Below are 26,009 nucleotides of genomic sequence, written 5' to 3' on the forward strand. Positions count from 1 at the left end.
CGTTCTCGTCTGCGGGCCGCCTTCTGCTTCTGCCTGCGCCTCTGGGGTCGGGGTGCCCCGACGCTCTGGTCGGGTTGTTGTCCGGCGGGGCGCGCCGCTGTCGTGAGGGAGAGCGCGCGCAGGTTTGTGAGGTACGAGCGAACCGAGCACGGTCGGCCGTCGGCAGTGCCCGCGGCCGGAGGCCGCTGATTGACACAGCAAGCGCCCCGGAGGCGAACCGAGCCCGGAAACCTCTTCACGCCGCCTCCTTGCGATCCGCCGTCATGCCCGCCGCGTCCAGGAGCGCAGTGCCCACGATGAGGTCCGCGCCGCCGAACTCCGGGTCTTCCAGCGGGGTGCCGTCGTCGACGGCGAACAGCAGTCGTTCCTCGCCCTGGCGGTAGGCCGTGCCCACTGGGGGGCTGGCCGCGTGGATGGCCAGGAGGGCGACCAGATACGGGAGTTCCGGGTCGCGGTCGCGGGCCTCGGCCAGGAGGCCGGACAGACGTCGCGGGGCGTCGTGTTCCAGGTCGAGCAGTTCCTTCGCGCTCGCCAGCTGTTCTTCGCTGAAGCGGCTGTCGTCCGGGGTCGCGATCAGGTCCGGCTCGGGCATTTCCGCGCCCAGATGCTCACGCTCGACCGGTGGCGTCAGCAGCAGGTCGATCAGGTCGCCGACGCGGACGGAGGTGGGTGTGCGCAGGCCGGTGCCGCGGGTGAAGAACGCGTCGGTCACGCGCGTCGCCTGCTCGACGGGCAGCGGCAGCAGTGGGGCGACCAGTTGTCCGTACAGGTCGAGTCCCGTGTGGACGGTGGGCCGGGCGAAGGCCTGGCGGTCCTGTTCCGCGCGGAACAGCGGGCCCGCTTCGAGCAGCCGGGACTGGAGCTGGGTGTGCCGGCGGATGCAGTCCTTGACGATGTCGACCAACTCGGCGGCACGCCGCTTGTGCTCGGCCGCCCTGGGGTCGGTACCGGTCTCCATTTCGTCGCGCGCCTTGCGGATGTTGGTCAGGATCGCGTTCTCGTGGCGGTACCGGTCGGCGACGTGGTCGAGCGCCTCGTCGATCATGTCCGGCACGGAGTTGAGCCAGTCGACCGCGCGCACATTGCGGCGCGTCGCCTCCAGCGTCCTGCGGAGCGTCTCCGCGTACTGCACGGTCCGGTAGCGAGCCTGCTCGGCTGCGAGTTGGGCGTCGGCGAGCCTGCCTCGGCTGATCAGCACCTCCAGCTTGACCTCGGCGGCGATCTGCGCGCTGGTGACGTCGGTGTCGAGCGCTCCGACCAGCACGTTGACCGCTTCGTCGGTGGTGCGGAGATAGACGCTTCCGCCGTGCCCCGGCACCTCTTCGATGAGCTTGAAGTCGTAGTCCCTGCGGGTGTAGACGCCGTCGGTGCCGAAGGTGCCGTACACCGCGCGGAATCCGCGGTCCACGCTGCCGACGTTGATCAGGTTCTCCAGCACCCAGCGGGCGACGCGCTCGTGTTCCGTGACCGGACGGCCGGGGGCCTGGGCGGCGACGCGTGGCAGCAGCCGGGCCACGATCTGCTCGTGGTCGGCGCCGGTGTCGAAGTCCATGTTGAGTGTGACCAGGTCGATGGCGGAGAGCGCGACCTCGGCCATCGCGTAGACGGAGTACTCCCCCGCGAGATTGGCCTTGCGGGTGTCCAGGTCATGCAGTGGCGCCGTGCAGGCGAGCGCGCGCAGCCGCCGCGCGAGCCCTTCGTCGGCGGCCGGGCCCTGGGCAGGCCGCGGCCCCGCGCTGAGCTGGGGCGGAACGAAGTCCGTCGAGGCAGGCGAAGTCACGCTGCACAGATTATGTCCTCGCACTGACAACGGTCGAAACGGCGCAGAGCGACCGGGGAAACGCCGGTGCGTCCGACGCCGGAAGCGGCCTCAGTCCGGGCTGTCCGCGTGCTGCTCGCCGTCCTCCGCGACCAGGCTCGCGTACACCTCCACGAGTTGTCGGCGCGAGTCGTCCAGATACTTGGCGAGCATGCGTTCCGTCCCGTCCCGGTCCCCCGATCTGAGCGATTCGAGGAGCTGCCGGTTGCGTACGAGATACGGCTCGTGGAGTCGGCGCGGGTCGTCCACGATGTGGAAGGCGAGGCGCAGTTCGGCCAGTACCCCGCGCATCAGTTCGTCCGTGCGCGCGCTGCCCGCCAGCGCGACCAGTTCGCGGTGGAAGTGGATGTTCGCCGTCGAGACGCCCTTCCAGATCCGTTCCTTCGCCGCCCGCTCGCCCCTGGAAACCGCCTGCTCCAGGCCTTCGATCCGGAAAGGCGGTCCGTCGAGCCCGCGCACGACCGCGCATTCGATCAGCCGGCGCGTGCGGTAGATGTCCTCGACGTCCTCGACCGCGAGCACCCTCACGAAGACGCCGCGGTTGAGCTGGTGTACGAGCAGTCGCTCGTGCGTGAGCAGCCGGAACGCCTCGCGCAGCGTGTTGCGCGAGACGCCGAGCGCCTTGCCGATGATGTCCTCGGAAAGCCGTTCCCCCGGCTGGAAGTAGCCCTCCGCGATCCGGGTCCGCAGTATGTCGGCGACCCGTTCCGCCGTGCTCGTACGGCCCAGCAGCGGGCGGTCGTCCGCCAGTTCACCCGGTCCGGCCCCGCTCGTCGTCACAGCGCCCTCTCCCTTGTCCGCCCTGCCCTGGCGCCGACGCGCTCCCCCGGCCTGGGCGACCCATCGTAGAAGCAAGAACGAACCAACGTACCTCTTGTCGGATTGTTGAACGATCCTCTAGGTTGTGCTCAGCTCACGATCCCGCACGTCCTCGAATGTGCATTCGGCTTCTGTATGTCGGCCATTTTCGGCGGTTTCGGTTCGTTCTTGAGTGAGTCGCATGCGACCGCCGTACGTGGAACAGGGCGGGGCGTCGGCCGCGCCCCGGCCTTCGGGACTGTCGGCTACGGTCTCGCGGTACTCGCGCTGACCGGACTCCCCGAGACGCGTGACCGCGAACTGGTCCGATCCGATCGGAAGGTGACCCATGACCTGGGCGTCCATCGACCTCAACGCCGATCTCGGCGAGGGCTTCGGCCGCTGGCGGCTGACCGAGGACGAGCAACTGCTCTCCGTCGTCACCAGCGCCAATGTGGCCTGCGGCTTCCACGCCGGGGACGCGGCCACGATGCGGCGGGTCTGCGCGCGGGCCGCCGAGCGCGGGGTGCGCATCGGCGCCCAGGTCTCGTACCGCGATCTGGCGGGCTTCGGCCGGCGCGCGATGGATGTGCCGTCGGACGAACTGGCCGCCGAGGTCGCGTACCAGATCGGGGCGTTGGAGGTGTTCGCGAAGGCGGCGGGTTCCCGGGTCTCGTACGTCAAACCGCACGGCGCCCTCTACAACAGAGTTGTTCATGACGCGGAGCAGGCCGAGGCCGTGGTCGACGGTGTCATGCTCACCGGAGAGCGGCTCCCCCTGCTCGGGCTGCCGGGCTCACGGCTCCACGACATGGCGGAGAAGGCCGGACTGCCCGTCGTCACCGAGGCGTTCGCCGACCGGGCGTACACCCCGGAGGCCACCCTGGTGCCGCGCGGGCGGGAAGGGGCCGTGATCACGGACCCCGGGCTCGTCGTGGAACGGTCCGTCTCCATGGCCCGGTTCGGCGTGGTGACCTCCCTGTGCGGGCAGTCCGTCGGTGTCCGCGCCCGTTCGCTCTGCCTGCACGGGGACACCCCGGGCGCCGTCGGTCTGGCCCGCCGGGTCCGCGGTCAGCTCGAAGCGTCGGGAGTACGGGTGGAGGCCTTCGTATGAGAACGCTGCCTGTCGGGGACCGGGCGCTGCTCGTCGAACTGGCCGACGGGGAGCGGACCGCGGCGTTCCACGCGGAGCTGCTGCGCCGCCGGGCCGCCGGCACCCTGCCGCCGGTACGGGAGATCGTGCCCGCGGCCCGTACCGTACTGCTCGACGGGCTGGACGATCCGGACGGCTTCGCCGCGCGGCTCGACGGCTGGGAGACTCCCGGGCCGCACGCGCGCGTGCCGGACACCGTCGAGCTGCCGGTCCGTTACGACGGTCCCGATCTGGCGGAGGTCGCGGCGCTGTGGGGGGTGCCGGCCGAGGAGGTGGCACGGATCCACTCGGCGGCCGAATTCCGTGTCGCCTTCTGCGGTTTCGCGCCCGGCTTCGGCTATCTCACCGGGCTGCCCGAGGCCTACGACGTACCCCGCAGGCCCACGCCACGTACCGCGGTCCCGGCGGGCTCCGTCGCCCTCGCGGGCCCCTACACCGGGGTGTATCCGCGCTCCTCCCCCGGCGGCTGGCAGCTGATCGGGACGACGGACGCGCTCCTGTGGGACCCGGCGCGCGAGCCCGCCGCGCTGCTCGCGCCGGGGACGCGTGTGCGGTTCACGCCGCAACCGACAGGAGCAGCGGCGAAGGCGGCGAGCCGATGACGGACCGGGCCTTCGCGGTCATCAGGGCCGGGGCGCTGACGACGGTCCAGGATCTGGGCCGGTACGGGCACGCCCATCTCGGCGTGCCGCGCTCCGGGGCCCTCGATCCGCCCGCGCTGCGGCTGGCCAACCGGCTGGTCGGCAACGCGGAGGGCGCGGCGGCCCTGGAGACGACGCTCAACGGATGTGCGGTACGGCCGCGTTGCGCGGTCACCGTGGCGGTCACGGGTGCGCCGTGCCCGGTCGCCGTCGACGGCCGCCCGGTGGCCTGGGGCGCTGCGGTACGGGTCCCGGCGGGCGCGTTGCTCGATGTCGGGGCGGCGGTCGCGGGGGTCCGCGGTTATGTGGCGTTCGGTGGCGGGATCACGGTGGAGCCGGTGCTGGGCAGCCGGTCCACGGATCTGCTCTCCGGCCTCGGCCCGGGGCCGCTGCGCGACGGGACGGTGCTGCCCCTGGGCCCCGCGACGGGCCGGGCGGCGCCGCTCGACGGGGTGCCGTCGGGGGCTCCGCCGGCCGAACTGGTGCTGCGGATACGGCTCGGGCCCCGCGACGACTGGTTCACCGCCGCGGCGCTGCGCACGCTCGCCACCCGCTCCTACCGGGTGTCGTCCGCGAGCAATCGCATAGGGCTGCGCACGGAGGGGCCGCCGCTGGAGCGCGCCGTACCGGACGAACTGCCCAGCGAGGGCATGGTGACGGGGGCCGTACAGGTGCCGCCGGACGGCCGCCCCGTGGTCTTCCTCGCCGACCATCCGACGACCGGCGGCTATCCGGTGATCGCGGTCGTCCGGCAGCGCGACCTGCCCGCGGCGGCCCAGGCGACGCCCGGGACGCCGGTGCGTTTCCTACCGGTACGGCGCCGAATCCCGTCGTAGGCCTCGCGCCCGAGGGCCCGGCAAACCTCCCACGCCCGTACGACCTGGCCTTTGTCTCCCTCGAGCCGAGCGGGCCCACGCGGCCCGGAACCATGCGCTCGGAGCACCCGCCACCGGGCAGGTCGACCGTGTGCCTCAACAATCCCCGTAAAAACAGCAGTAGTTGTCAGGCCCACTCGCTAGACTTGACATCGCCGCCCCACCGCGCCCGGTCGGGTGGCTGAAGCTCGGGGGGGCTGAGGCGCATGACGGAGTCCGGAGTGCGCATGGGGCTCAGAGGCCGCAGCGGCATCCTTTCCCTCGTCGACGAGTGCCTCAGGCAGCCTCCCGACGCGGAACGTCCCGTGACCATCCTGCTCGGCCCGCCCGGCAGCGGCGCCAGTGAGGCGCACAGCGCGCTCATGGAGCAGTTCGGGCCGGAGAACCCGTTCGCCTACGTCAACCTGGCCGGCGAGCACGCCCTGCTGCCGCGCTACGGCCTGGCCCTGCTCGCCGGCCAGCTGGAACGCAAGCTGCCGAGATACCGGCGCTCACACTTCCCCCGGCTCACCCTCGGGCTGCTCGCCTCCGACCACGAGCTGCGGATGACGAGCCTGGCCGAGGGCCGGCGCAACATCCGGCGGGAGCTGGACGCGTTCCAGGAGCGGGCCGAGGCACGTTATGGCGACTACCTCGCGGCCTTCTTCGAGGTGGCCGGAGGCGCCGTGGGCGCTCCGGACGGCGCCTCGACCGCGGCGGCCGCGCTGCTGATGGACGCCCTGCGGCACGGCCGGCGCCGGCTGCCCGGCCGTAAGTTCACCGGCGGTGCCGCGTGGTACGGCGGTCACCCTCTGATCCGGAGCCAGGATCCGTGGGAGGCGCTGGTCGAGCTCAACCTCTGGCGGCACGACGGCGACGAGGACGGCCAGGAGCGACTGGACCGGGTGCTGTTCTCGGCCTTTCTGGAGGACCTCCGCCGCAATGTGGCCCACTCGTTCATGCCCCGCTCCTACCTGCTCCTGCTCGACAACTCCCATTCGGAGTACGGCCGTCGCTTCCTGGATCTGCTGATCCGCGCCCGGCACGACGACACGGTGGTGGCGGGCGCCCCCTGCGATCCGCTGACCATCGTCGCGAGTTCCAACCGCTGGCTGCCCCGCTGGGGCCCGGCCACCGGCGATCAGTGGCCCTGGCAGCTGCGCGGCCCCGATCGGGCGTCCCTCGGGGACTGGAGCGAACACCGGCCGACGCGTGACAGCGACGACACCTGGTGGTATCCGCTGCGGCTGCGCGATCTGAACCTCGACGAGGTGCGCATCCGTATCGAGCTGGAGCTGCGCCGCCACGCCGATCTCGCGCCCTTCACCCGCCTCGCCCCCTTCGTACACCGGCTGACCTGCGGGCTGCCGAGGGCGGTGCACCAAGTGCTCGACGCCCTGCGGCACTCCGACGTACCCCCGGAGGGCGGGCTGGAGCAGGACCGGTGGCTGCGCACCCTGCCCGAGAGGACGCTGCGGGACGGCGAGGACACGCCTACGCTCGCCGAGGCCGCCCTCGACCATCTGCTCCAGGGGTTCGACGACACCCGGCGCGACACCCTCGCCGAGTGCGCCGCCGCACGTGACTTGTCCATCGGCGCGCGCGTACTGAGCCCCGGGGACTCGCTGTTCGGCGAGATACGCGCGCGCTGGCTGCTGCTCAGTCCGGGGGCCGTGATGCCGACGCTCCACCCCTGGCTGCGGCGGATGCTGCTGTGGCGCCTCGCGCGGCGCCCGGACGACTGGGACACGGTGCACGAACTGCTCGCCGAGCACTTCAGATCCGGTCAGCGCACGGTCCAGGAGATGTACCACCGGCTGGCCTGGGGACAGATCGAAGAAGTGACCGATTATCTGGTCGGACGCTTCCCGACGGTGCCCGCGGCGCAGTGGATCAACGAGTTCAACGCGATCACGGCGGCGCCCAACCGGTTCCCGGCCATCGGTGGACCGCTCGAACTGCTCGCCGGGCTCGGCCCGGCCGAGCCCGGCGAGGCGGTCACCACCGGATCGGTGATACGGGAACTGATCACCACCCGATGGGTGTGGAGCGACCCGCTCGCCGATCCCGGAATGCGGCTGAACAACCTGCTCGCCGACGGGTTCAACCAGCTGTCGCGGCTGCGGAGGAACGACGTCGTGGCCCTGTTCAACGAGGCCGAGCGCTACCGCCACTGGCGCCATCCACTGATATCCACGAGCGAGGGGTGAGAGCCGGATGCGTCCGAGACTCGAATGGCCGCTGCACATCGTGCGCCGGGTCGTGATCGCGGTGGTCGTCGTCGCCGCCCTCGCCGTGGCCGTCCCGCTCACCATGAACTGGATCGGTGAGACACGGGCGCGCTGCGACGACGGCGTCGTCAAGAAGGGCGAGAACAACGAGTGTGTCGGTGTCACCGACGGCTCCTGGGCCTTCGCCGACCACCTCGAACGGGTCGAGGGAATGATCAAGGCGGAGAACGACCGGGTACTCAAGGACGCCAAGACCAAGAAGGAGCCGTACGTCAGCGTCGCGTACATGACGTCCTTCACGCTCGGCGACGACGACAGCAACTCCGAGGATTCGGTACGCCACGAGCTGGAGGGCGCCTATCTCGCGCAGCACCGGCACAACCGGGGCGACCTCTCCTCCTCCCCCAAGATCCGGCTGCTGGTCGCCAACACGGGCAGCCGTTCCGCGCAATGGGAACACACCGTCGGCGAGCTGATCGACCGCAAGACCTCCGCCGACAGGCTCGTCGCCGTCGCCGGACTCGGCCCCAGCACCAACCCCAACCTGGCCGCGCTGAAGCGACTCTCGAAGAACGGTATCGCCACGGTCGCCAGCACCATGAGCGCCACCAACATCCAGAACATCCCCGGCTTCGTACGGGTCGGTCCCGACAATGTGGCCGAGGCGCAGGCCGCGGCGAACTACCTGAAGAAGACGGACGCCCGTACGGCGGTCGTCGTCCAGGACATCTCCGACAGCAACTACGCGAAGACCCTGAACGACGCGTTCAGCGAGGCGTTTCCCGACAAGGACCACAGACTGGTCGGGGAGACCATGACCTTCGACTCCGCGGGAGCCCCCGGCGTCTGGAAGGCCGAGCTGCGCAATATCCCGGTGAACATCTGCGACAAGAAGCCGGAGATCATCTTCTTCGCGGGGCGCGGCCGCCAGCTCACCCATTTCCTCGACGCGCTCGCCAACCGCAGCTGCACCCGGCAGAAGTTCACCGTCTTCGCCGGCGACGACACCTCGAACCTCAACCGGCGGCAGATCGAACTCGCCGCGCAGCGGGCCGTGCGGGTGCTCTACACGGGGCTGGCCCACCGCGACACACTGAGCAACTCACCGGAGAGCGTGTCCGAACGCTCGGCTGAGTACTTCCAGGTGAACGGTCAGATGGACCGCTGGTTCCCCGGAGACGACCGCTACGACGGCCAGGACATCATGGCCCACGACGCCGTCCTCACCGCCGCCCACGGCATCGAACTGGCGCCCGGCGGTTCCGAGATGACCGGTGAGGCGGTGGGCCGGATGTTCCACCAGATGGACGGCCAGCCGGTGGCGGGGGCGAGCGGCTTCATCTCCTTCCAGAACAACGGCAATCCGCGCAACAAGGCGGTGCCGATCCTCAGCCTCAACTCGAAGGGCCGCGCGGACCTCGTCGAGGTGTCGGCGGCCCAGGGCAGGCCGCCCGTGGGCCGCTGAGGGGCGTGCCCGGTCCGGCCGGTCTCGCGGACTTCCCGCGTCAGCGCGCCGTTCCGTAACCGCCGCCGCCCGGCGTCCTGATGATCAGGACGTCGTCCGGCTCCATCTCCACCAGGTCGACGCCCCGCAGCGGCGTGAGCGTACCGTCCGCGCGCTCCACCGCGTTGCCGCCGAGCGCGCCGGCCGCGCCGCCCGCCATACCGTACGGCGGGATCCTGCGGTGTCCGCACAGGAGCGTCACCGTCATCGGCTCCAGGAAGCGCAGGCGCCGTACGACCCCGTCGCCGCCCCGCCACCGCCCCGCGCCGCCACTGCCCTCCCGTACGGCGAAGCTGTCGACCCGTACCGGGTAACGCCACTCCAGGACTTCGGGGTCGGTGAGCCGGGAGTTGGTCATATGGGTCTGTACGGCATCGGCGCCGTCGAAGCCGTCGCCCGCTCCTGAGCCGTTCGCGATCGTCTCGTAGTACTGCACCCGGTCATTGCCGAAGGCCACGTTGTTCATGGTGCCCGAGCCCTCGGCCTGGACGCCGAGCGCCGCGTACAGCGCGCCCGTGACGGCCTGGGAGGTCTCCACATTGCCCGCGACGGTCGCCGCCGGGAAGGCGGGTGCCAGCATCGAGCCGTCCGGTACGCGCACCTCCAGCGGTTCCAGACAGCCGCTGTTGAGCGGGATGTCGTCGGCGACCAGCGTCCGGAAGACGTACAGCACCGCGGCCATCACCACGGACGTGGGCGCGTTGAAGTTGCCCGGCAGCTGCGGCGAACTGCCGGTGAAGTCCAGGACCGCGCCGCGCGCCTCCCGGTCGACGCTCAGCGCGACCTCGATCACCGCGCCGCCGTCGGTCTCGTAGCGGTAGGAGCCGTCGTGCAGATCGGCGACGATCCGGCGGACGGACTCCTCGGCGTTGCTCCGTACGTGCCCCATATAGGCCTGGACGACGTCGGTCCCGAACTCAACGGTCATCCGGCGCAGTTCGCCGATGCCCTTCTCGTTCGCCGCGATCTGGGCCCGCAGGTCGGCGAGGTTGGAGTCCGGGTCGCGGGAGGGGTAGGGCGCGGTGGTGAGCAGTTCCCGGGTCTCGGCCTCACGGAGACGGCCGTCCCTGACCAGCAGCCAGTTGTCGAAGAGCACGCCTTCTTCGTGGACGGTCCTGCTGAAGGCGGGCATGGAGCCCGGGGAGATGCCGCCGATCTCGGCGTGGTGGCCGCGCGAGGCCACCAGGAACTCCAGCCGGTCACCTCCGTCGCCGGGTGTCTCACCGAACACGGGGGTCACGACGGTCACATCGGGCAGGTGGGTGCCACCGTGGTACGGGTCGTTGATGGCGTACACGTCCCCGGCCCGCAGCGTGCCCTCGTTGCGCCGCAGGACCTCCTTGATGGAGTCGCCCATCGACCCGAGGTGGACAGGCATGTGCGGCGCGTTGGCGATCAGATTGCCGTCGGCGTCGAACAGCGCGCAGGAGAAGTCGAGCCGCTCCTTGATATTGACGGAGTGGGCGGTGTTCTCCAGGCGTACGCCCATCTGCTCGGCGATCGCCATGAAGAGGTTGTTGAAGACCTCCAGCAGTACGGGGTCGACGTCCGTCCCGACCGCGGCCCGCGCGGGGCGCGGCCGTACGCGCGTGAGCAGCAGATGTCCGCGCTCGCTCACGGCCGCCCGCCAGCCCGGTTCGACCACGGTGGTGGCGTCGGCCTCGGCGATCACGGCGGGCCCCGTCACGGTGTCGGCCGGCCTCAGATCCTCGCGGCGGTACAGCGGGGTGTCCCGGAGGCGTCCGTCCGTGAACATCCTTACGGAGGCGTACGGTTCGCTCCCGCCCGGACGAGCGGCGCGGTCCACCCGGTGCGGGGTGTGCGGCGCCTCGTGCGGACCGGATGTCCCCACCGCCTCGACCGAGACGGCCTCCACGATCAGCGGCTTGTCCATGGTGAAGCCGTACCGCGCGCGGTGTTCACGCTCGAACGCCCCGGTCATGGCGGCGGCGTCGGCCAGCTCGACCGGCAGGCTCGCGTCCGTACCGGCGTACCGCAGCAGCACGCGCGCGTGCGTGGTGACGGCGCTGTCGGGGACGGCGTCGGCGCGCAGTTCCGCGCGGGTGCGCCCGGCGAGTGCGTCGCACAGCTCACGCACCCGGAGCAGTGTCCCGTCGTCCAGCTCGGCCTCGACGGACTGTTCCCGCATGGCGGTGGCATCGGCGAGCCCGATGCCGTACGCGGACAGGACCCCGGCCAGCGGCGGCACGATCACGGTGCCGATGCCCAGGGCGTCGGCGACCGCGCAGGCGTGCTGGCCGCCGGCCCCGCCGAAACTGGTGAGCGCGTAGCGGGTGATGTCGTGTCCGCGCTGTACGGAGATCTTCTTGACGGCGTTCGCCATGTTGAGGACGGCGATCTCCAGATAGCCGGCCGCGACCTCCTCCGGGGCGCGCCGCACGCCGGTGGCCTTCCGTACCTCTTCGGCGCGGGCCGCGAAGAGTTCCCGTACCGCCTCGGTGTCCAGGGGCTGGTCCCCGCGCGGGCCGAACACCGTGGGGAAGTGCGCCGGCTGGACGCGGCCGAGCATCACATTGGCGTCGGTCACGGTGAGCGGGCCGCCGCGCCGGTAGCAGGCGGGTCCCGGTACGGCGCCCGCCGAGTCGGGCCCGACGCGGTAGCGCTGTCCGTCGAAGTGCAGCACGGAGCCGCCGCCCGCCGCGACGGTGTGGATGCTCATCATGGGCGCGCGCATCCGCACCCCGGCGACCTGGGTGCCGAGTTCGCGTTCGAAAGCGCCCGCGTAGTGCGACACATCGGTGGAGGTGCCGCCCATGTCGAAGCCGATGACCCGGCCGAAGCCCGCCTGCCCGGACGTACGGGCCATGCCGACCACACCGCCGGCCGGACCCGACAGCACGGCGTCCTTGCCCCGGAAGTGGGCGGCTTCCCTGAGCCCTCCGTTGGACTGCATGAACATCAGCCGGATGCCGGGCAGTTGCGCGGCGATCTCGTCGACGTAGCGGCGCAGGATCGGTGAGAGATAGGCGTCCACGACGGTGGTGTCACCGCGTGGTACGAGCTTGATCAGCGGGCTGACCTCGTGTGAACAGCTGACCTGGGTGAAACCGGCCGCACGCGCGGCGTCGGCGACGGCGCTCTCGTGCGCGGGGTGGCGGTAGCCGTGCATCAGGACGACGGCGGCGCTGCGGAAGCCGTCTTCGTAGGCGGTACGCAGAGCGGCGGCGACGGTCTCCGTGTCGAGCGGCCGTACCGTGACGCCGTGCGCGTCGACGCGCTCCGGGACCTCGATGACGCGTTCGTACACCGCCTCGGGCAGCACGATATGGCGGTCGAACAGCCGGGGCCGGTTCTGGTAGGCGATACGGAGGGCGTCCCGGAAGCCCTCCGTGATCAGGAGGACGGTCGGCTCGCCGCGCCGCTCCAGGAGCGCGTTCGTGGCGACGGTCGTCCCCATCTTGACGACGTCGACGCGGTCGGCGGGAACCGGGTCGTGCGGTCCGAGCCCGAGCAGCAGCCGGATACCGGCGACCGCCGCGTCCTCGTAGCGCTCCGGATGGTGCGAGAGGAGCTTGCGTGTGACGAGCTCTCCGTCGGGACGCCTGCCCACCACATCGGTGAAGGTGCCACCCCGGTCGATCCAGAATTCCCAGCGCCCGGTCATTCCCCCATTCTGGCAACGGATGCGCGCGGGGAGAGCGTAGCGAGGGCGCGGGAGAGGGTCTCGTCCGCCTGTAGATCGAGGCGCGCCCCGGTGCCGCGCGCCCAGTGCTGTACCTCGTCGCCCGCCAGTCGCAGCAGCTCGGGCAGGAGGTCCTGGCACCGGCGCACCACCCATCCGGTGCCCGAGACGGCGAGCCAGCGCAGTGCCTCCGTACGGGTGGGTGACGGCTGGTCGGCCTCCAGCGAGGGAGGCGGGCCGAGCGCCAGTCCACGCGCGGCGAGCAGTTCGTGGAAGCGCGCGGCGATCATCCGGTGGCCACGTTCGCACGGATGCAGCCGGTCGGCGCTCCACAGTGACCGGTCGGCGACCCAGGACTCGTCCGCCATGTGCAGATGGACGGTGTCGTAGCGCGTCGACAGGGCGTGTACGACGGCGTTCACGGCGCGCTGTCGGCGCGCGAGCGGGCGGGCAAGGGGCGCGGGCAGGCCGAGCACGGCGCCCGGATCGGGCAGGCAGGCGGTCATCAGGACGGCGCCGCTCTCGGCGAGGGCCGCGCAGATCCGGTCGAGCCGCGGGGCGAGGTCCTGGATGTCGAAGGCGCGGCGGAGGGTGTCGTTGACGCCGACGAGGACGGAGGCGAGGTCGGGCGCGAAGTCGAGGGCGGCCGGGACCTGCCGCTCCTCGACGTCGCGGGTGAGCGCGCCGCTGACGGAGACGTTGCGAAACCGGACACCCTCGATGGTGCCGGGGCCGTCAGGATCGCCCGAACTGCCTTGGTCTTGAAGCCTGTTGGAGACGTTGTTCCTCCTCCGGGTGCCGCGGTCGCCGGGCAGCTGCGCCGGGTCCGGTCCGGTCTCGGGCCGGGGCAGCGGGTCGTGTCGCCGCTCGGTCCCGGGTCCGGCGAGGGGCGGCCGGGCAGGGCCCGGCGCCCCGCCGAGCAGCGCGGCCCACCCGCGCCACTCGCCGCCCTCCACGGGGTCGCCGATCCCGGCGGTCAGCGAGTCCCCGAGCGCGACATACCGCAAGGGGCGCGGTGGTACGGACACGACACGGCGTGGCGGTACGGCGACGTCCCGGCGCGAGGGCTCGCAGACGGCGCGGCCGCGCGACGCGGCCGGCTTGCGCCCAGCGGACTGTCCCCGGGGACGGAGCACCACGTCGGCCCCGGCCGTCCCGGCCTTACCGGCCCCGCCTGCCGTACCCGCCTCGGCCACGGCGGCGGCGAGGTCCGTCCCACTCGCCTCGACCGCCCCGGTCACCGCGTGGGCCCGGCCGACCGGACAATCACCGTCCGGGGCACCCCCGATCCGCGTCATCACGGCGCTCCGCCCGGAGCACGCGGCGACGGGATCTTCAGCAGCGGGGCCTCGTGGGCCGCCAGGAACGCGGCCACCGCGCTGTCCCAGCCGAAGAGTTCCGCGCGGGCACGGGCCGCGGCCCGGCGTGCCTCTTCCGGGCGCGCCAGCAGTTCCTGGACCGCGTCGGCGAAGGCCGGGGCGTTGTCCGCGGCGGCCACACCCGCGTCCCCGATCACCTCGGGCAGCGCCGACGACGCGCTCGCGACGACCGGGGTGCCGCAGGCGAGCGACTCCAGGGCCGAGAGCCCGAACGTCTCCGCCGGTCCCGGCGCCAGACAGATGTCGGCGGCGGCCTGGAGATCGGCCATGTCCTCGCGGTCGCCGACATGCCCGAGGAACTGCGTGGGCAGCCCCTCCGACAGGGCCCGGCGCACCAGGCTGTTCCTCATCGGTCCGTCGCCCGCCACGATCAGCCTGGCCCGTACGCCCCGGGCCCTCAGCTCGGCGAGCGCGTCCAGCGCGGTGCCGGGACGCTTCTCCACCGACAGCCGGGATCCCAGCATCAGCAGCACGTCCCCCTCGCGCGCGTACCGGTCCCGTACCGCGCTCGCGCCCCGCCCCGCCGTCGTACCGCGTCCGGGCCGGCAGCGGGCCAGATCGACCCCCAGCGGCGCACGCACCACATTGGCGGCGCCGATGCGGAGGAACTCCCGTTCCGCCCACTCGGTGGTGCACACGATCCGCGAATACGCCCACGCGCTGCGCAGGTTGAGCCGGTCGGCGGCCCGCTCCGCCGCCGTCCCGGGCACGCCCCAGGTGCGCAGCACCCCGTCCGCCGTCTCGTGGGAGACCATCACGGAGGGGATCCGGTGGCGCCGTGCCCACTCCCCCGTCCAGCGCAGGGTGGTCCGGTCGGAGACTTCGAGCCGGTCGGTCCCGATCTCTTCGAGCACCTCCCGCAGCCTCCGGCGCGCGGTCAGCACCCGGTAGCCGCCGGTACCGGGCAGGACCGGCCCCGGCAGGGTGATCACGCGTCCCTGCGCGGTGTCTTCGTCGGTCTCCCGCTCCCCGGGCACGATCAGCACGGGCCGGTGCCCGGCGGCCCGGTAGCCGATGCCCAGTTCGCGCAGCGCGGTGCGCAGTCCGCCGGAGGAGGGGGTGACGAAGTTGGCCAGCCGTACGATGTTCAGCCCGCCGCGGTCGGCGCTCCCGCCGCCGGCAGCGCCGCTCCTGACGCCCGTGCCGATACCGATGCCGCTCATGCGACCACCGCCGTGCGCGCGCCGAGCACCTCGTCGTAGTGGTCGATCAGCTGGTCCCCGACGACGGCCCAGGTCCGTCCCTCGACCGTGGCGCGTCCCGCGTGTCCGTAGGCCGCGCGGAGCGCGGGGGCGCAGGCGAGGTCCCGTACCGCCTCGGTGACGGCTTCGGTGTCGTGCGGCGCGACCAGCACCCCCGTACGCCCGTGGTCGACGAGGTCGAGCGGTCCGCCCGCGGCCGGCGCGATCACCGGCACCCCGCTCGCCATGGCCTCCTGCACGGTCTGGCAGAAGGTCTCGTACGGTCCGGTGTGCGCGAACACGTCGAACGAGGCGAAGGTCCGCGCCAGTTCGTCGCCGGTCGTACGGCCGAGGAAGACCGCGCCGGGCAGTGCGGCGCGCAGCGAGGCGTCGCTGGGGCCGTCGCCGACGATCACGACCCGGACGCCGGGCAGTTCGCAGGCTCCGGCGAGGAGTTCGACATGCTTCTCGGGCGCCAGCCGGCCGACGTACCCGACGATCAGCTCCCCGTTGGGCGCGAGGCGCCGACGCAGCGCCTCGTCGCGCAGGCTTGGCCGGAACCGCAGGGTGTCCACGCCGCGCGGCCAGAGCCGTACGCGCGGGATGTCGTGCTGGGCGAGGTCGCGGACGGCCGCGCTGGACGGCGCGAGGGTGCGGTCGGCCGCGGTGTGCACGGCGCGTATCCGGCGCCAGGCCGCTGCCTCGCCCGCGCCCACATACGTACGGGCATAGCCCGCGAGGTCGGTCTGGTAGACGGCGACGGCGGGGACCTGGAGGCGGGCGGCGGCCGTCATGCCGCGTACGCCGAGCACGAAGGGCCCGGCCAGATGGACGAGGTCGGCGCGGTGCGCGGCGATGGTCGCCGCGACCCGTCGGCTGGGCAGCGCCACCCGTACCTGCGGGTAGCCGGGGAGCGGGAGGGAGGGCACGCGCACGACGGGGCACGGTGCGTCGATCTCGGCATCGCCGGCGACCGCCGGGGCGATGACGAGCGGATCATGGCCGCGGGCGGCGAGATGCCGGGCGGTCTGGAGGGCGCAGTGGGCTACCCCGTTGACGTCGGGCGGAAAGGACTCGGTGACGATGACGACACGCATATTCGTGTTCTCGTCCCACGGAGCGTGTGGCCGCCAACGTGGATCTTTCCGCGATGGAAACGTCCCGTGAGCATTGGAAGCGGGACGGCTCCCCATGGGTGACGGGACCACCCAGATCGTGCGAGACCGTCACCAAGAGGTGATTTCCGCCCACGTACACCACGCACCGGCCGCATGTCCCATACCGGCACAAAACTCACAGAGCGGCGGCGTCCGGGCCGAACCGGCTCCGTACGGCGGTCTGCACCTCGGCCTCCTCGGCCGGGTCGGCGGCCAGCCGCCGCAGCCGCTCCGCCACCCGTACGTCGGCGGTCTCGGCGTGCCGCGCGGCGACCTCTCTGGTGGTCTCCTCGCAGTCCCACAGGCATTCGACGGCGAACCCGGTGGCGTAGGAGGGATCGGTGGCCGCGAGCGCCTTCGCCGTGCGGACGCGCAGCTGGGAGGAGGAGGTCTCGCGGTAGACGTGGCGCAGCACGGGGGCGGCGCAGACGATGCCGAGGCGGCCGGCGCCGTCGACCAGTGTCCACAGCCGCTGGGTGTCGGGCCCCTCGGCCCGTACGGTCTCGCGCAGCGCGCCGAGTACCAGCGGGGCGTCCTGCGCGCCGCCGCGACAGGCGAGGACACCCGCCGCGGACGCGCCGAGGGCGTCGGGCCGGTGCACCCAGCCACGGGCCCGGTCGACGGCCTCCTCGCCGCACATCCGCTCGAAGGCGGCGACCGCGGCTTCGGCGAGCGTACGGTCCGTACTGAGCGCGGCGGCCTCGATCAGGTCGAGCACGGCCGGGTCGCGGGCCTCGGCGAGATAGTGGAGCGCCGTACTGCGGGCCCCGTCGGGTCCGCAGCGAGCAGCCTCGACGATCGCGGGACGGTCGCCGGGACCGGCGACGGCGGTGAGACAGCGGGCCGCGGGAAGATGCAGCGGGTTTCCGCGCTCCAGACCCTGTTGGGCCCAGTCGAGGACGGCCTGCACGCTCCAGCCGGGGCGCGGGCCGCTCGGCCGCATCTGTCGCCGCCAGCGGTCGAAGGAACCCCGTTCGCCCGCCGCCCTGATCCGGGCGCCGATCTCGGCGCGCGGGTCCTCCGCCCAGAGCCGCCAGGGGTGGGGCTCGAAAGCGTCCCGTACGGCGGATGCCAGCTCGGCGTCGCCCTCGGGGGTGTGCGGGAATCTGGCGAGGACCGGTGCGGCCAGGGAGCGCAGACCCGTGTCGTCGTCGCGCAGCGCCAGTTCGTCCAGGGCCCAGGCCCAGTTGCTGCCGGTCGCGGCGTAGAGCCGGAGCAGTTCCAGGGCGTCGTGCCTGCCGTAGGAGGCGAGATGGCCGAGGACGGCGAGCGCGAGCCCGGTCCGGGACTCCTCGGTGTCGAATTGATCCTCGGCCCGGAAGAGATGGTGGTCGATGGCGTCGAGACCGCCGTGGATGTCCAGGTAGAGGCGTGCGTAGTAGAGCGAGCGATTCTCGACCTGCCAGTCGTGGCGGGGGTCGTTCAGCACGCAGTGGTTGAGGGCGGCGAGCGCTTCCGCCCGGGGCGCCGCGAGCGCGTGCAGCGTGCCGTCGCCGCGGCCCCTCTGCAACAGGCCGAGCAGCGTGCCGCTCGGCGCTATGACTGGATCGAACATCGGAAAAGCCTCACATCAAGCTGTCGAAGCAACCGGGGTGTGTACCGAGACCCCGGGAGGGGCCAGGGCCTCCAGGGCTTGTCTCCCGGATCACCACGGGAGACAAGACCTAGACCGTGCGGCAACATATTCGGCCGACCGTCGTCCCCCGCTTAATGCAGACCATCGTCCCTGCCTCTCGCCGGTGGCCCCTCGTGGGCCCCGACGTCATGATGACCCAGCCATTTCGCCACCGCGACCACATTTACGGCGTCTCTCCCCACCCGGCCCCAGGGGGCTCCGAACCTGGCCTCACCGGGCTCCGAACAGCTCCAACAGGTCCGTCTTCCCGAACATCCGCGCGGTATCCACGGCGGACGGGGTCCCGCCGGCCGGATCCGCCCCGCCCGCCAGAAGCGCCCGGATCACCGCGTCCTCGCCCTTGAAGACGGCGCCGGCGAGGGGGGTCTGCCCCCGGTCGTTGATCCGGCCCGCGTCGGCGCCGCGCGCGATCAGCGCCTCCACCGCGGACGCGTGGCCGTGATAGGCGGCGAGCATGAGGAGGGAGTCACCCTTGTCGTTGGTGAGGTTCGCGGGCACTCCCGCGTCGACATAGGCGGCGAGCGCCTCCGTCTCGCCCTGCCGGGCCAGGTCGAAGATCTTCGTGGCCAGCTCGACCACCTCGGGGTCCGGAGCCTCACTCATCGGTGGACCGCCTCTCTCACGTCGTTGACCTGGTGCGTACGAGCAGAACTCTGTACGAGCGAACCGACACATTACTGCCCCCGCACGCGGCGGGAATTCCAGGCTGCCCGGAACGCGGACAGCGCCCCGACATGGGCCAAGCCAGTGAAATAGCTAAATTTTCACTCATTTACACCTTTTGTCACATAGATACTTTCGGTGATCCTGGAACACCTCATGGTGACTGCCCCCTCTACCAGGAGATTCCTCATGATTCTGTCCATGTCAGGCGTCGTTCTGCTCGGAATCATCGTCTACCTCTTCTTCCGGAAAGACGGACTCAAGGCGTCGCACGCGATGGTGTGCGCGCTCTTCGGCTTCTATCTCGCGGGTACCGCCATCGCTCCGAGCATCACGGCAGGCGGCGCGAGCCTGGCCGGCCTCCTGGGCGGGATCAAGTTCTGACGCCCGCCCATCCCTTCCGCACCTTCAGGAGACAGACGTGGCCCGGCGACCTCTCCCCCGCATTCTGACCAGCGGCAGCGACCGGATCGCCCGCGGTCGCGAGATGGCCCGTACGGCCGCCGACAGCGCCACCGATGTGCTCCATCCGCTGATCACGATCACGCGTGGTCTGCGGATGCTGGCCTCGACGGGTCGGCAGAAATGGGCCGCCACCCCGAAGGACCGGCGCGGACCGGCGCTGTTCCTGGTGGCGGTCTGCGGCATGATCGTCGCGCTCACGCCGTACGGGCCGTTGCTGGCCCTGATCTCGGTGATGGCCGTCGCCGGCTGGAAGGGACGGGACCGTACGCCCGTGCCGACCGGTCCCGACGAGGCGGAGGCGAAGCGGCTCCAGTCCCTCTACGAGGCGCTGGTGCCGTACTTCTCCGTACCGGAAGACCCCAATCCGCTCTTCGCCCACGGCGGCGAGTGGAGTACGGCGTTCGACTCCTACGCGTTCGACCCGGACGGACGTCTCATCCGGCTGCGGATGACGTACCCGCCGTACTTCGCCGACAGCGATCCCAGGGCGCGCGACCGGGTCGAGAAGCTGCTGCACGCCAAATCCGGGCGCGGCCGTGAATACCTCTTCGACTGGGCCGAGGAGGCCAACGAACTGCTGATGAGCGTGCTGCCCGCCCTGTCCACCTCCATCGCCGCCCAGCGTTTCGTCACGATCCCGGGCGAGACGGTGCTGGGCTTCACCGACGACGGCTCGGTACGGCGCACGCTGCCGGTGGTGGCGGGCGACGGGAGCCATGACGCGCCGCCGGTGATCTGGCGGACCGGATCGCGCTCCACCGAGCCGCATCTGCTGGTCACGGGGCTGCCGGGCAGTGGCGCCACCAGCCTGCTGCGGTCCATCGCACTCCAGGCCCTCCAGCACGGCGAGGTACTGATCGTGGAGGGCAGCGGAGCCGGCGAATTCACCTGCCTGACCGGGCGCAACGGCGTACTCGCCGTGGAGTGCGGACTCGCCGGCGCGCTGGCCGGCCTCGAATGGGCGGCGAACGAGACGGAACGGCGCCTGATCGCCGCCGACCGGGCCCGGCAGTCGGGTCATCCGGCGCCGGACGACACCCGGCGCCCGCTGTGGATCCTGCTGGACCGGCCGAGCGCGTTCGGACACCTGGCGGCCGCCGACGGACGGCTCGACCCGCAGCAACTGCTCCAGGTGCCGCTGCGCCACGGCAGAGCCGCGCACGTCACGGTGGTGGTGGCCGATCAGCTCGACAGCCTGGACGCGCTCAGCGAGACCGTACTGACGTACACCCGCGCCCGGGTCGTCCTCGGGGCCGCCGCACCCGCGCAGGTGGAAGCGGTACTCGGGACGCTGCCGCGCACCACGCCCACGGCGGACGTCCCGCCCGGCAGGGGCTACGCGCGGCTCGGCGCGGGACCGGTGCTGAGGCTCCAGGTCCCGGCGACCCCCGACCCGTACGACGACGCGACGAGCGAGGCGCACCGCCGGGCCGTCCTGGAACTGCTGCCGGACCGGCACCCTTCCTTCGACTCCTTCGCCGAGCCTCCCGCCGGCCCGACGACCCGGGAGCGGGTCCCGGGTCAGGAGCAGGAACCGGACCGGACCGCCGGGTCCGCGCCGGTCGGTTAGGGCCTTTCCGGCGCTCAGGGGCCTGAGTCGGGGCCTGAGCGCCGGAAACGTCCCCTCAGGCGACGAACGTGCGGGGCGCGTCCGTCCCTGTGCTCGCTCCCGTCTCCACCAGACGCGCGGCCGCCGCCAGCCGCGCCGCCGCCTCGACGGCGACCGGCCCGCTGACGGTGAACGGCAGCCGTACGTACCCCTCGAACGCCCCGTCGACCCCGAAGCGGGGCCCCGAGGGCACCCGTACGCCGACCCGTTCGCCCACCTCGGCCAGGCGGGAGCCGGACAGTCCGCCGGTGCGCACCCACAGCGTGAGTCCGCCGCGTGGCACCTCGAACTCCCAGCCGGGCAGCCGCTCGCGCACCGCCGCCACCAGCGCGTCCCTGTTCTCCCGCGCCTGGGCCCGCCGCAGCCCGACCGCCTCCTCCCAACCACCGGTGCGCATCAGCCAGTTGACGGCGAGCTGTTCGAGCACGGGGGTGCCGAGATCGGCGTAGGCGCGCGCCGCGACCAGGGACCTGATCACGTCCGGCGCCGCCCGCACCCAGCCGATCCGCATCCCCGCCCAGAAGGCCTTGCTGGCCGAGCCGACCGTGATCACCGTGCTGCCCGCCGGGTCGAAGGCGCAGACCCGCCTCGGCATCTCGATGTCCGGGTCCAGATGCAGCTCGGACATGGTTTCGTCGACGACCAGCACCGTGCCCGCCGAGCGCGCCGCGTCGACCAGCTGCCGTCGCTGGTCCTCGTCGGCCAGCGCGCCCGTCGGGTTGTGGAAGTCGGCGACGACATAGGCGAGCCGGGGAGCGGCGTCCCGCAGCACCTGGCGCCAGCGCACCGGGTCCCAGCCGGTCAGCCCCTCCGCCATGGCCACCGGCACGAGCCGGGCGCCCGCTTCCCGCATCAGCTGGAGGATGTTCGCGTACGAGGGCGATTCCACCGCGATCCGCTCGCCCCGGCCCGCGAAGAGGTGGCAGATCGCGTCGATCGCGCCCATCGCGCCGGTGGTGACCATGATCTGTTCGGGCATGGTCGGGATGCCGCGCCGGGTGTAACGGTCGGCGAGCATCTGCCGCAGGGCGGGCACCCCGGCCGGGTAGTCGCCGTGGGTGTGCGCGTACGGCGGCAGCTCGTCCAGCGCTCCCTGGACGCCCCGGGTCAGCCAGGGCTCGGGGGCGGGCAGGGCCGCGGTGCCGAGATCGATCATCGAGCCGAGCGACTCCGGCGGCAGGGGTTCGAGCCCGCGCGCGGGCAGCGGATTGCCCGCCGGCACGGCCGTCCAGCTGCCCGCGCCCCTGCGGGACTCCAGGAACCCCTCGGCGCGCAGCGCTTCGTACGCGGCCGCCACCGTCGTGCGGCTCACGGACAGGGCGACGGCCAGTTCGCGCTCGGCGGGGAGCCGGGCGGCGACGGGGACCCGGCCTTCGAGTACGAGCAGCCGGATACCGTCGGCGAGGGCACGGTAGGCGGGCGGTTTGCGGCTGCCGGGTCCGGCGGGCCGGGGCTGCTGCGTGAGGAGTTGCCGGGCCAGCTGAGCCGCACCGACAGCCGAGGTCCACTGAGCCATGGAAGTCAGTCCACCTTCCCCGAATTGGCCATGGTTGGCGTCTGTCTGCCAGCCACAGAGTGATGTGTACCAGTCCACCATCCCACCAGGGAGCAGCATCGTGTCCACCACCTCCGGCGCCTCGGGCGCTTCCGGCCTCCGGGGAAAGCACCTCACGCGCCGCCTCTTCCAGCTGTACATCGGTCTCGTGCTGTTCGGGGCGAGCGCCGCGTTGCTGGTACGCGGGGACCTCGGCCTCGAACCGTGGGGCGTCCTGCACCAGGGGCTGGCGGAGCTCACCGGGCTGAGCATGGGGATCGTCTCGATCATCGTGGGCGCGGTCGTGCTGCTGCTCTGGATCCCGATCCGGCAGCGCCCGGGGCTCGGCACGGTCTCCAATGTCCTCGTGGTCGGGATCGCGATGGACGCCACCCTCGCCCTGGTCCCCGACGGCCACGGCCTGGCCGCCCGTGTCCCGCTGCTGATCGCCGGTATCGGGATCAACGGCGCGGCCACCGGGCTCTACATAGCGGCCCGCTTCGGACCGGGACCGCGCGACGGCCTGATGACCGGACTGCACCGGCTGACCGGCCGCTCGGTCCGGCTGGTCCGTACCGCGATCGAGGTCGCTGTCGTCGCCACCGGCTTCGCGCTCGGCGGCTCGGTGGGAATCGGCACGGTGGCCTACGCCCTCGCCATCGGGCCGCTCGCCCAGCTGTTCCTGCGCGTCTTCGCCATCCCCACGGCGGACGCCGGAAGCACGGTCGTCAACGGCGGGTCATCCGAGCAGGTCATACTGCGCCGGTGACTCGCGCATCCCACCCCTATCTGGACCGGGCGACCCCGATTCCGTTCGCCCATCGCGGCGGCACCGCGGACGGCCTGGAGAACACCGCCGCCGCGTTCCGCCGCGCGGCCGGACTCGGGTACCGCTACTTCGAGACCGACGTGCACGCCACCGCCGACGGCCGGCTGGTCGCCTTCCACGACCCGACCCTGGACCGGGTGACCGACACCCGCGGCCGGATCGCGGACCTGACCTGGGCCGAGGTGGGCCGGGCCCGGGTCGCGGGGAGCGAGCCGCTGCCGCTCTTCGAGGAGCTGCTGGAAGAGTTCCCCGAGGCGCGCTGGAACGTGGACATCAAGGCCGCGCCCGCCCTCGCCCCGCTGATCGACCTGATCCGCAGGACCGACAGCTGGGACCGGGTGTGCGTCGGCTCCTTCTCCGAGGCCCGGGTGGCCGCCGCGGAACGCCTCGCGGGCCCCCGCCTCGCCACCTCGTACGGGGTACGCGGCGTGCTGGGCCTGCGACTTCGCTCGTACGGGATCCCCGCCCCGGTCCGCCGGGGCGCCGTCTGCGCGCAGGTCCCCGAGACGCAGAACGGCATCCGGGTCGTGGACGAACGATTCGTACGAATGGCACACGCGCGCGGCCTTCAGGTACATGTCTGGACGGTCAATGATCCACAGCGCATGGAAGCGCTGCTGGATCTCGGAGTGGATGGCATCATGACCGATCAACTGGAAACGCTGCGCGCGGTGTTCACCGCGCGCGGAGCCTGGCGATGACCGGGCGGGCCAGGCACACGGGGAGAGGGAAACGCGGGTGAGTGTCGAGACCGAGGACCGGGCCGACGAGGCGGCGGACCGCAGACGCCAACAACGCGGGTGGTACTTCTACGACTTCGCGTGCTCCGTCTACTCGACGAGCGTGCTCACGGTCTTCCTCGGCCCGTACCTGACCTCGGTGGCGAAGGCGGCGGCCGACGCCGACGGCTTCGTCCATCCACTGGGCGTTCCCGTACGCGCGGGCTCGGTCTTCGCGTACGCGGTCTCCGTCTCGGTCGTGATCGCGGTGCTGGTGATGCCGCTGGTGGGCGCGGTCGCGGACCGTACGGGACGCAAGAAGCCACTGCTGGCCGCCGCCGCGTATCTGGGGGCGACCGCCACGACCTGCATGTTCTTCCTGGACGGCGACCGCTATCTGCTGGGCGCGCTGCTGCTGATCGTGGCGAACGCCTCGGTGTCGGTCTCGATGGTGCTCTACAACGCGTACCTGCCGCAGATCGCCGGGCCCGAGGAGCGCGACGACGTCTCCTCGCGCGGCTGGGCCTTCGGCTACACGTCGGGGGCGCTGGTCCTCGTCCTCAATCTGGTGCTCTACACCGGCCATGACTCGTTCGGTGTCTCCGAGTCCACGGCGGTACGGATCTGTCTGGCCTCGGCCGGAGTCTGGTGGGGCGCCTTCACGGTCGTCCCGCTGCGCCGGCTGCGCGACCGCCGGACACCGAAGGGCGGCGAGGGGTCGGTGGGCACCGGCTGGCGGCAACTGGTCAACACCCTGCGGGACATGCGCCGCCATCCGCTGACGCTGTCCTTCCTGCTCGCCTACCTCGTATACAACGACGGGGTGCAGACGGTCATCTCACAGGCCTCGATCTACGGCTCCGAGGAGCTGGGACTGGACCAGACGACGCTGATCGTCGCCGTGCTGCTGGTGCAGATACTGGCGGTGGCGGGCGCGCTGGGCATGGGCCGAATGGCCAGAACGTACGGCGCCAAGCACACCATTCAGGCCTCGCTGGCCGTCTGGACGCTGATCCTCGCGGCCGGATACTTCCTGCCCGCCGGGGCGCCGGTCGCGTTCTTCGTCCTGGCCGCGGCGATCGGCCTGGTGCTGGGCGGCAGCCAGGCACTGTCCCGTTCGCTCTTCTCCCACCTGGTGCCGCAGGGCAAGGAGGCCGAGTACTTCTCCGCGTACGAGATGAGCGACCGTGGGCTGAGCTGGCTGGGGCCACTGGTGTTCGGACTCGCGTATCAGCTCACGGGAAGCTACCGGGATGCCATCATCTCCCTGGTGGTCTTCTTCGTCCTGGGGTTCGGCCTGCTGGCAAGGGTGCCGATCAGACAGGCGATCGTGGCCGCCGGAAACCCTGTACCGGACCGAATTTAGACGTCGAAGTCAAAGGGCGGTAGTGTACGCGTTTGGCCTGCCAGGCGGACCGTTACTGCGAAGTGCAGAAATGAAAACACTGGGTGACATCTCCTGTTAGATGTGACAAACCGGGCGCTGGTGGGTACAACAAGGGCGGCACGACGGGCGACGCATGACCCGGAACGGGAATCTTTACCGCCGACCGGACGTTGACCGGATGACGACGACAGCGACACCTGTCCTGTGGGCGACAAGCCCGGGAGGCACGATTCATGAGTGAGCGAGCTCTCCGCGGCACGCGACTCGTGGTTACCAGCTACGAGACGGACCGCGGCATCGATCTGGCCCCGCGCCAGGCGGTGGAGTACGCATGCCAGAACGGACATCGATTTGAGATGCCGTTCTCGGTAGAGGCGGAAATTCCGCCGGAGTGGGAGTGCAAGGCGTGTGGCGCCATGGCACTCCTGGTGGACGGGGATGGCCCCGAAGAGAAGAAGGGCAAGCCTGCGCGTACGCACTGGGACATGCTCATGGAGCGACGCACCCGCGAGGAGTTGGAGGAGGTGCTGGCCGAGAGGCTGGCCGTCCTGCGCTCCGGCGCCATGAACATCGCCGTGCATCCGCGGGACAGCCGGAAGTCCGCCTGACCGCGTAACCACCGCACAAGACAAGCGACAACCGAACAAAGAGCCGTGGGGGGGGGGGGGCCCCGCGGGGGGGGGGGGGGGGGGGGGGGGGGGGGGGGGGGGGGGGGGGGGGGGGGGGGGGGGGGGGGGGGGGGGGGGGGGGGGGGGTGGTGCGAACGTACGCAGTGGTGGGGTTGTACGGGGCCCGAGGAAAGCTCGT

Annotated in this window: 20 protein-coding genes and 1 pseudogene; 12 read left to right on the plus strand and 9 right to left on the minus strand. The window is 71.7% G+C overall.

Annotation, left to right across the window (positions count from 1 at the left end):
• Window positions 1–235: 235 nt before the first annotated feature.
• On the minus strand, window positions 236–1,780 hold the full coding sequence (locus ACIOJD_RS20670) for a hypothetical protein (RefSeq protein WP_401915628.1): 1,545 nt from the start codon (window positions 1,778–1,780) through the stop codon (window positions 236–238).
• Between the two features lie 90 nt (window positions 1,781–1,870).
• Window positions 1,871–2,599, minus strand: coding sequence for a GntR family transcriptional regulator (locus ACIOJD_RS20675; protein ID WP_401915630.1), 729 nt, complete (start codon window positions 2,597–2,599; stop codon window positions 1,871–1,873).
• A gap of 93 nt (window positions 2,600–2,692) precedes the next feature.
• On the opposite strand from ACIOJD_RS20675, the pseudogene ACIOJD_RS20680 reads away from it, so the two are divergent.
• From ACIOJD_RS20680 to ACIOJD_RS20705, 6 genes and pseudogenes are all read left to right on the plus strand, one after another.
• A pseudogene (locus ACIOJD_RS20680) lies at window positions 2,693–2,944 on the plus strand (MFS transporter); the annotation flags it as partial.
• 22 nt (window positions 2,945–2,966) lie between these two features.
• Window positions 2,967–3,731: a LamB/YcsF family protein gene (locus tag ACIOJD_RS20685; RefSeq protein WP_401915633.1), complete on the plus strand. Its 765-nt coding sequence runs from the start codon at window positions 2,967–2,969 to the stop codon at window positions 3,729–3,731.
• Window positions 3,728–4,372 carry an allophanate hydrolase subunit 1 gene (locus ACIOJD_RS20690; RefSeq protein ID WP_401915635.1) on the plus strand — a complete coding sequence of 215 codons (645 nt, stop codon included), beginning with the start codon at window positions 3,728–3,730 and terminating at the stop codon, window positions 4,370–4,372. The genes ACIOJD_RS20685 and ACIOJD_RS20690 overlap by 4 nt, the downstream gene beginning before the upstream one ends.
• Window positions 4,369–5,247 carry a biotin-dependent carboxyltransferase family protein gene (locus tag ACIOJD_RS20695; RefSeq protein ID WP_401915638.1) on the plus strand — a complete coding sequence of 293 codons (879 nt, stop codon included), beginning with the start codon at window positions 4,369–4,371 and terminating at the stop codon, window positions 5,245–5,247. The genes ACIOJD_RS20690 and ACIOJD_RS20695 overlap by 4 nt, the downstream gene beginning before the upstream one ends.
• Window positions 5,248–5,492: 245 nt before the next feature.
• Window positions 5,493–7,475 carry a hypothetical protein gene (locus ACIOJD_RS20700; protein ID WP_401915641.1) on the plus strand — a complete coding sequence of 661 codons (1,983 nt, stop codon included), beginning with the start codon at window positions 5,493–5,495 and terminating at the stop codon, window positions 7,473–7,475.
• 7 nt (window positions 7,476–7,482) lie between these two features.
• A complete protein-coding gene (locus ACIOJD_RS20705; RefSeq protein ID WP_401915643.1) occupies window positions 7,483–8,961 on the plus strand; it encodes a branched-chain amino acid ABC transporter substrate-binding protein in 1,479 nt (492 codons plus the stop codon).
• A 40-nt stretch (window positions 8,962–9,001) separates the two neighbouring features.
• On the opposite strand, the gene ACIOJD_RS20710 is transcribed toward ACIOJD_RS20705, so the two are convergent.
• The 6 genes from ACIOJD_RS20710 to ACIOJD_RS20735 all read right to left on the minus strand — a co-directional run bounded on the left by ACIOJD_RS20710 (window position 9,002) and on the right by ACIOJD_RS20735 (window position 18,599).
• Window positions 9,002–12,625 (minus strand): hydantoinase B/oxoprolinase family protein, encoded by a 3,624-nt coding sequence (locus tag ACIOJD_RS20710; RefSeq protein ID WP_401915645.1) that lies wholly within the window; start codon window positions 12,623–12,625, stop codon window positions 9,002–9,004.
• Window positions 12,622–13,671: an SGNH/GDSL hydrolase family protein gene (locus ACIOJD_RS20715; protein WP_401917070.1), complete on the minus strand. Its 1,050-nt coding sequence runs from the start codon at window positions 13,669–13,671 to the stop codon at window positions 12,622–12,624. The genes ACIOJD_RS20710 and ACIOJD_RS20715 overlap by 4 nt, the downstream gene beginning before the upstream one ends.
• Before the next feature lie 269 nt (window positions 13,672–13,940).
• Complete coding sequence (locus ACIOJD_RS20720; protein ID WP_401915648.1) at window positions 13,941–15,185, minus strand: glycosyltransferase; 1,245 nt, start codon at window positions 15,183–15,185, stop codon at window positions 13,941–13,943.
• On the minus strand, window positions 15,182–16,300 hold the full coding sequence (locus tag ACIOJD_RS20725) for a glycosyltransferase family 4 protein (protein ID WP_401915650.1): 1,119 nt from the start codon (window positions 16,298–16,300) through the stop codon (window positions 15,182–15,184). The genes ACIOJD_RS20720 and ACIOJD_RS20725 overlap by 4 nt, the downstream gene beginning before the upstream one ends.
• A gap of 196 nt (window positions 16,301–16,496) precedes the next feature.
• Window positions 16,497–17,915 carry a HEAT repeat domain-containing protein gene (locus ACIOJD_RS20730; protein ID WP_401915652.1) on the minus strand — a complete coding sequence of 473 codons (1,419 nt, stop codon included), beginning with the start codon at window positions 17,913–17,915 and terminating at the stop codon, window positions 16,497–16,499.
• Between the two features lie 291 nt (window positions 17,916–18,206).
• A complete protein-coding gene (locus tag ACIOJD_RS20735) occupies window positions 18,207–18,599 on the minus strand; it encodes an ankyrin repeat domain-containing protein (protein ID WP_401915655.1) in 393 nt (130 codons plus the stop codon).
• 249 nt (window positions 18,600–18,848) lie between these two features.
• Between ACIOJD_RS20735 and ACIOJD_RS20740 the strand changes: the two genes are divergently transcribed.
• Together ACIOJD_RS20740 and ACIOJD_RS20745 are read left to right on the plus strand one after the other, a co-directional pair.
• Window positions 18,849–19,043, plus strand: coding sequence for a hypothetical protein (locus ACIOJD_RS20740; RefSeq protein ID WP_401882998.1), 195 nt, complete (start codon window positions 18,849–18,851; stop codon window positions 19,041–19,043).
• A 37-nt stretch (window positions 19,044–19,080) separates the two neighbouring features.
• Window positions 19,081–20,694, plus strand: a complete 1,614-nt coding sequence (locus ACIOJD_RS20745) for a hypothetical protein (RefSeq protein WP_401915657.1) — start codon at window positions 19,081–19,083, stop codon at window positions 20,692–20,694.
• Window positions 20,695–20,749: 55 nt separating this feature from the next.
• Here the strand turns inward: ACIOJD_RS20745 and ACIOJD_RS20750 are convergent, their stop codons facing one another.
• Complete coding sequence (locus tag ACIOJD_RS20750; RefSeq protein ID WP_401915660.1) at window positions 20,750–22,249, minus strand: PLP-dependent aminotransferase family protein; 1,500 nt, start codon at window positions 22,247–22,249, stop codon at window positions 20,750–20,752.
• Here ACIOJD_RS20750 and ACIOJD_RS20755 point away from each other — a divergent pair.
• The 4 genes from ACIOJD_RS20755 (at window position 22,248) to ACIOJD_RS20770 (ending at window position 25,810) form a co-directional block, all read left to right on the plus strand.
• A complete protein-coding gene (locus ACIOJD_RS20755; protein WP_401915663.1) occupies window positions 22,248–23,036 on the plus strand; it encodes a YitT family protein in 789 nt (262 codons plus the stop codon). The two genes, ACIOJD_RS20750 and ACIOJD_RS20755, sit on opposite strands and share 2 nt — an antisense overlap.
• Window positions 23,033–23,797, plus strand: a complete 765-nt coding sequence (locus ACIOJD_RS20760) for a glycerophosphodiester phosphodiesterase (protein WP_401915665.1) — start codon at window positions 23,033–23,035, stop codon at window positions 23,795–23,797. Before ACIOJD_RS20755 ends, ACIOJD_RS20760 begins: the two co-directional genes overlap by 4 nt.
• A gap of 37 nt (window positions 23,798–23,834) precedes the next feature.
• Window positions 23,835–25,181, plus strand: coding sequence for an MFS transporter (locus ACIOJD_RS20765; RefSeq protein ID WP_401915668.1), 1,347 nt, complete (start codon window positions 23,835–23,837; stop codon window positions 25,179–25,181).
• A gap of 254 nt (window positions 25,182–25,435) precedes the next feature.
• The gene (locus ACIOJD_RS20770; protein WP_007262928.1) at window positions 25,436–25,810 is read left to right on the plus strand and encodes an RNA polymerase-binding protein RbpA; all 375 of its coding nucleotides are present in this window, start codon (window positions 25,436–25,438) and stop codon (window positions 25,808–25,810) included.
• Window positions 25,811–26,009 lie beyond the last annotated feature (199 nt).

It is taken from the genome of Streptomyces sp. NPDC088116, from assembly GCF_044741745.1.
Classification (GTDB): Bacteria; Actinomycetota; Actinomycetes; order Streptomycetales; family Streptomycetaceae; genus Streptomyces.

Coding starts and splice junctions, on each gene's coding strand:
- ACIOJD_RS20685 (WP_401915633.1), top strand. CDS start 2,967: ATGACCTGGGCGTCCATCGACCTCAACGCCGATCTCGGCGAGGGCTTC.
- ACIOJD_RS20690 (WP_401915635.1), top strand. CDS start 3,728: ATGAGAACGCTGCCTGTCGGGGACCGGGCGCTGCTCGTCGAACTGGCC.
- ACIOJD_RS20695 (WP_401915638.1), top strand. CDS start 4,369: ATGACGGACCGGGCCTTCGCGGTCATCAGGGCCGGGGCGCTGACGACG.
- ACIOJD_RS20700 (WP_401915641.1), top strand. CDS start 5,493: ATGACGGAGTCCGGAGTGCGCATGGGGCTCAGAGGCCGCAGCGGCATC.
- ACIOJD_RS20705 (WP_401915643.1), top strand. CDS start 7,483: ATGCGTCCGAGACTCGAATGGCCGCTGCACATCGTGCGCCGGGTCGTG.
- ACIOJD_RS20710 (WP_401915645.1), bottom strand. CDS start 12,625: ATGACCGGGCGCTGGGAATTCTGGATCGACCGGGGTGGCACCTTCACC.
- ACIOJD_RS20720 (WP_401915648.1), bottom strand. CDS start 15,185: ATGAGCGGCATCGGTATCGGCACGGGCGTCAGGAGCGGCGCTGCCGGC.
- ACIOJD_RS20725 (WP_401915650.1), bottom strand. CDS start 16,300: ATGCGTGTCGTCATCGTCACCGAGTCCTTTCCGCCCGACGTCAACGGG.
- ACIOJD_RS20730 (WP_401915652.1), bottom strand. CDS start 17,915: ATGTTCGATCCAGTCATAGCGCCGAGCGGCACGCTGCTCGGCCTGTTG.
- ACIOJD_RS20735 (WP_401915655.1), bottom strand. CDS start 18,599: ATGAGTGAGGCTCCGGACCCCGAGGTGGTCGAGCTGGCCACGAAGATC.
- ACIOJD_RS20740 (WP_401882998.1), top strand. CDS start 18,849: ATGATTCTGTCCATGTCAGGCGTCGTTCTGCTCGGAATCATCGTCTAC.
- ACIOJD_RS20755 (WP_401915663.1), top strand. CDS start 22,248: ATGGAAGTCAGTCCACCTTCCCCGAATTGGCCATGGTTGGCGTCTGTC.
- ACIOJD_RS20750 (WP_401915660.1), bottom strand. CDS start 22,249: ATGGCTCAGTGGACCTCGGCTGTCGGTGCGGCTCAGCTGGCCCGGCAA.
- ACIOJD_RS20770 (WP_007262928.1), top strand. CDS start 25,436: ATGAGTGAGCGAGCTCTCCGCGGCACGCGACTCGTGGTTACCAGCTAC.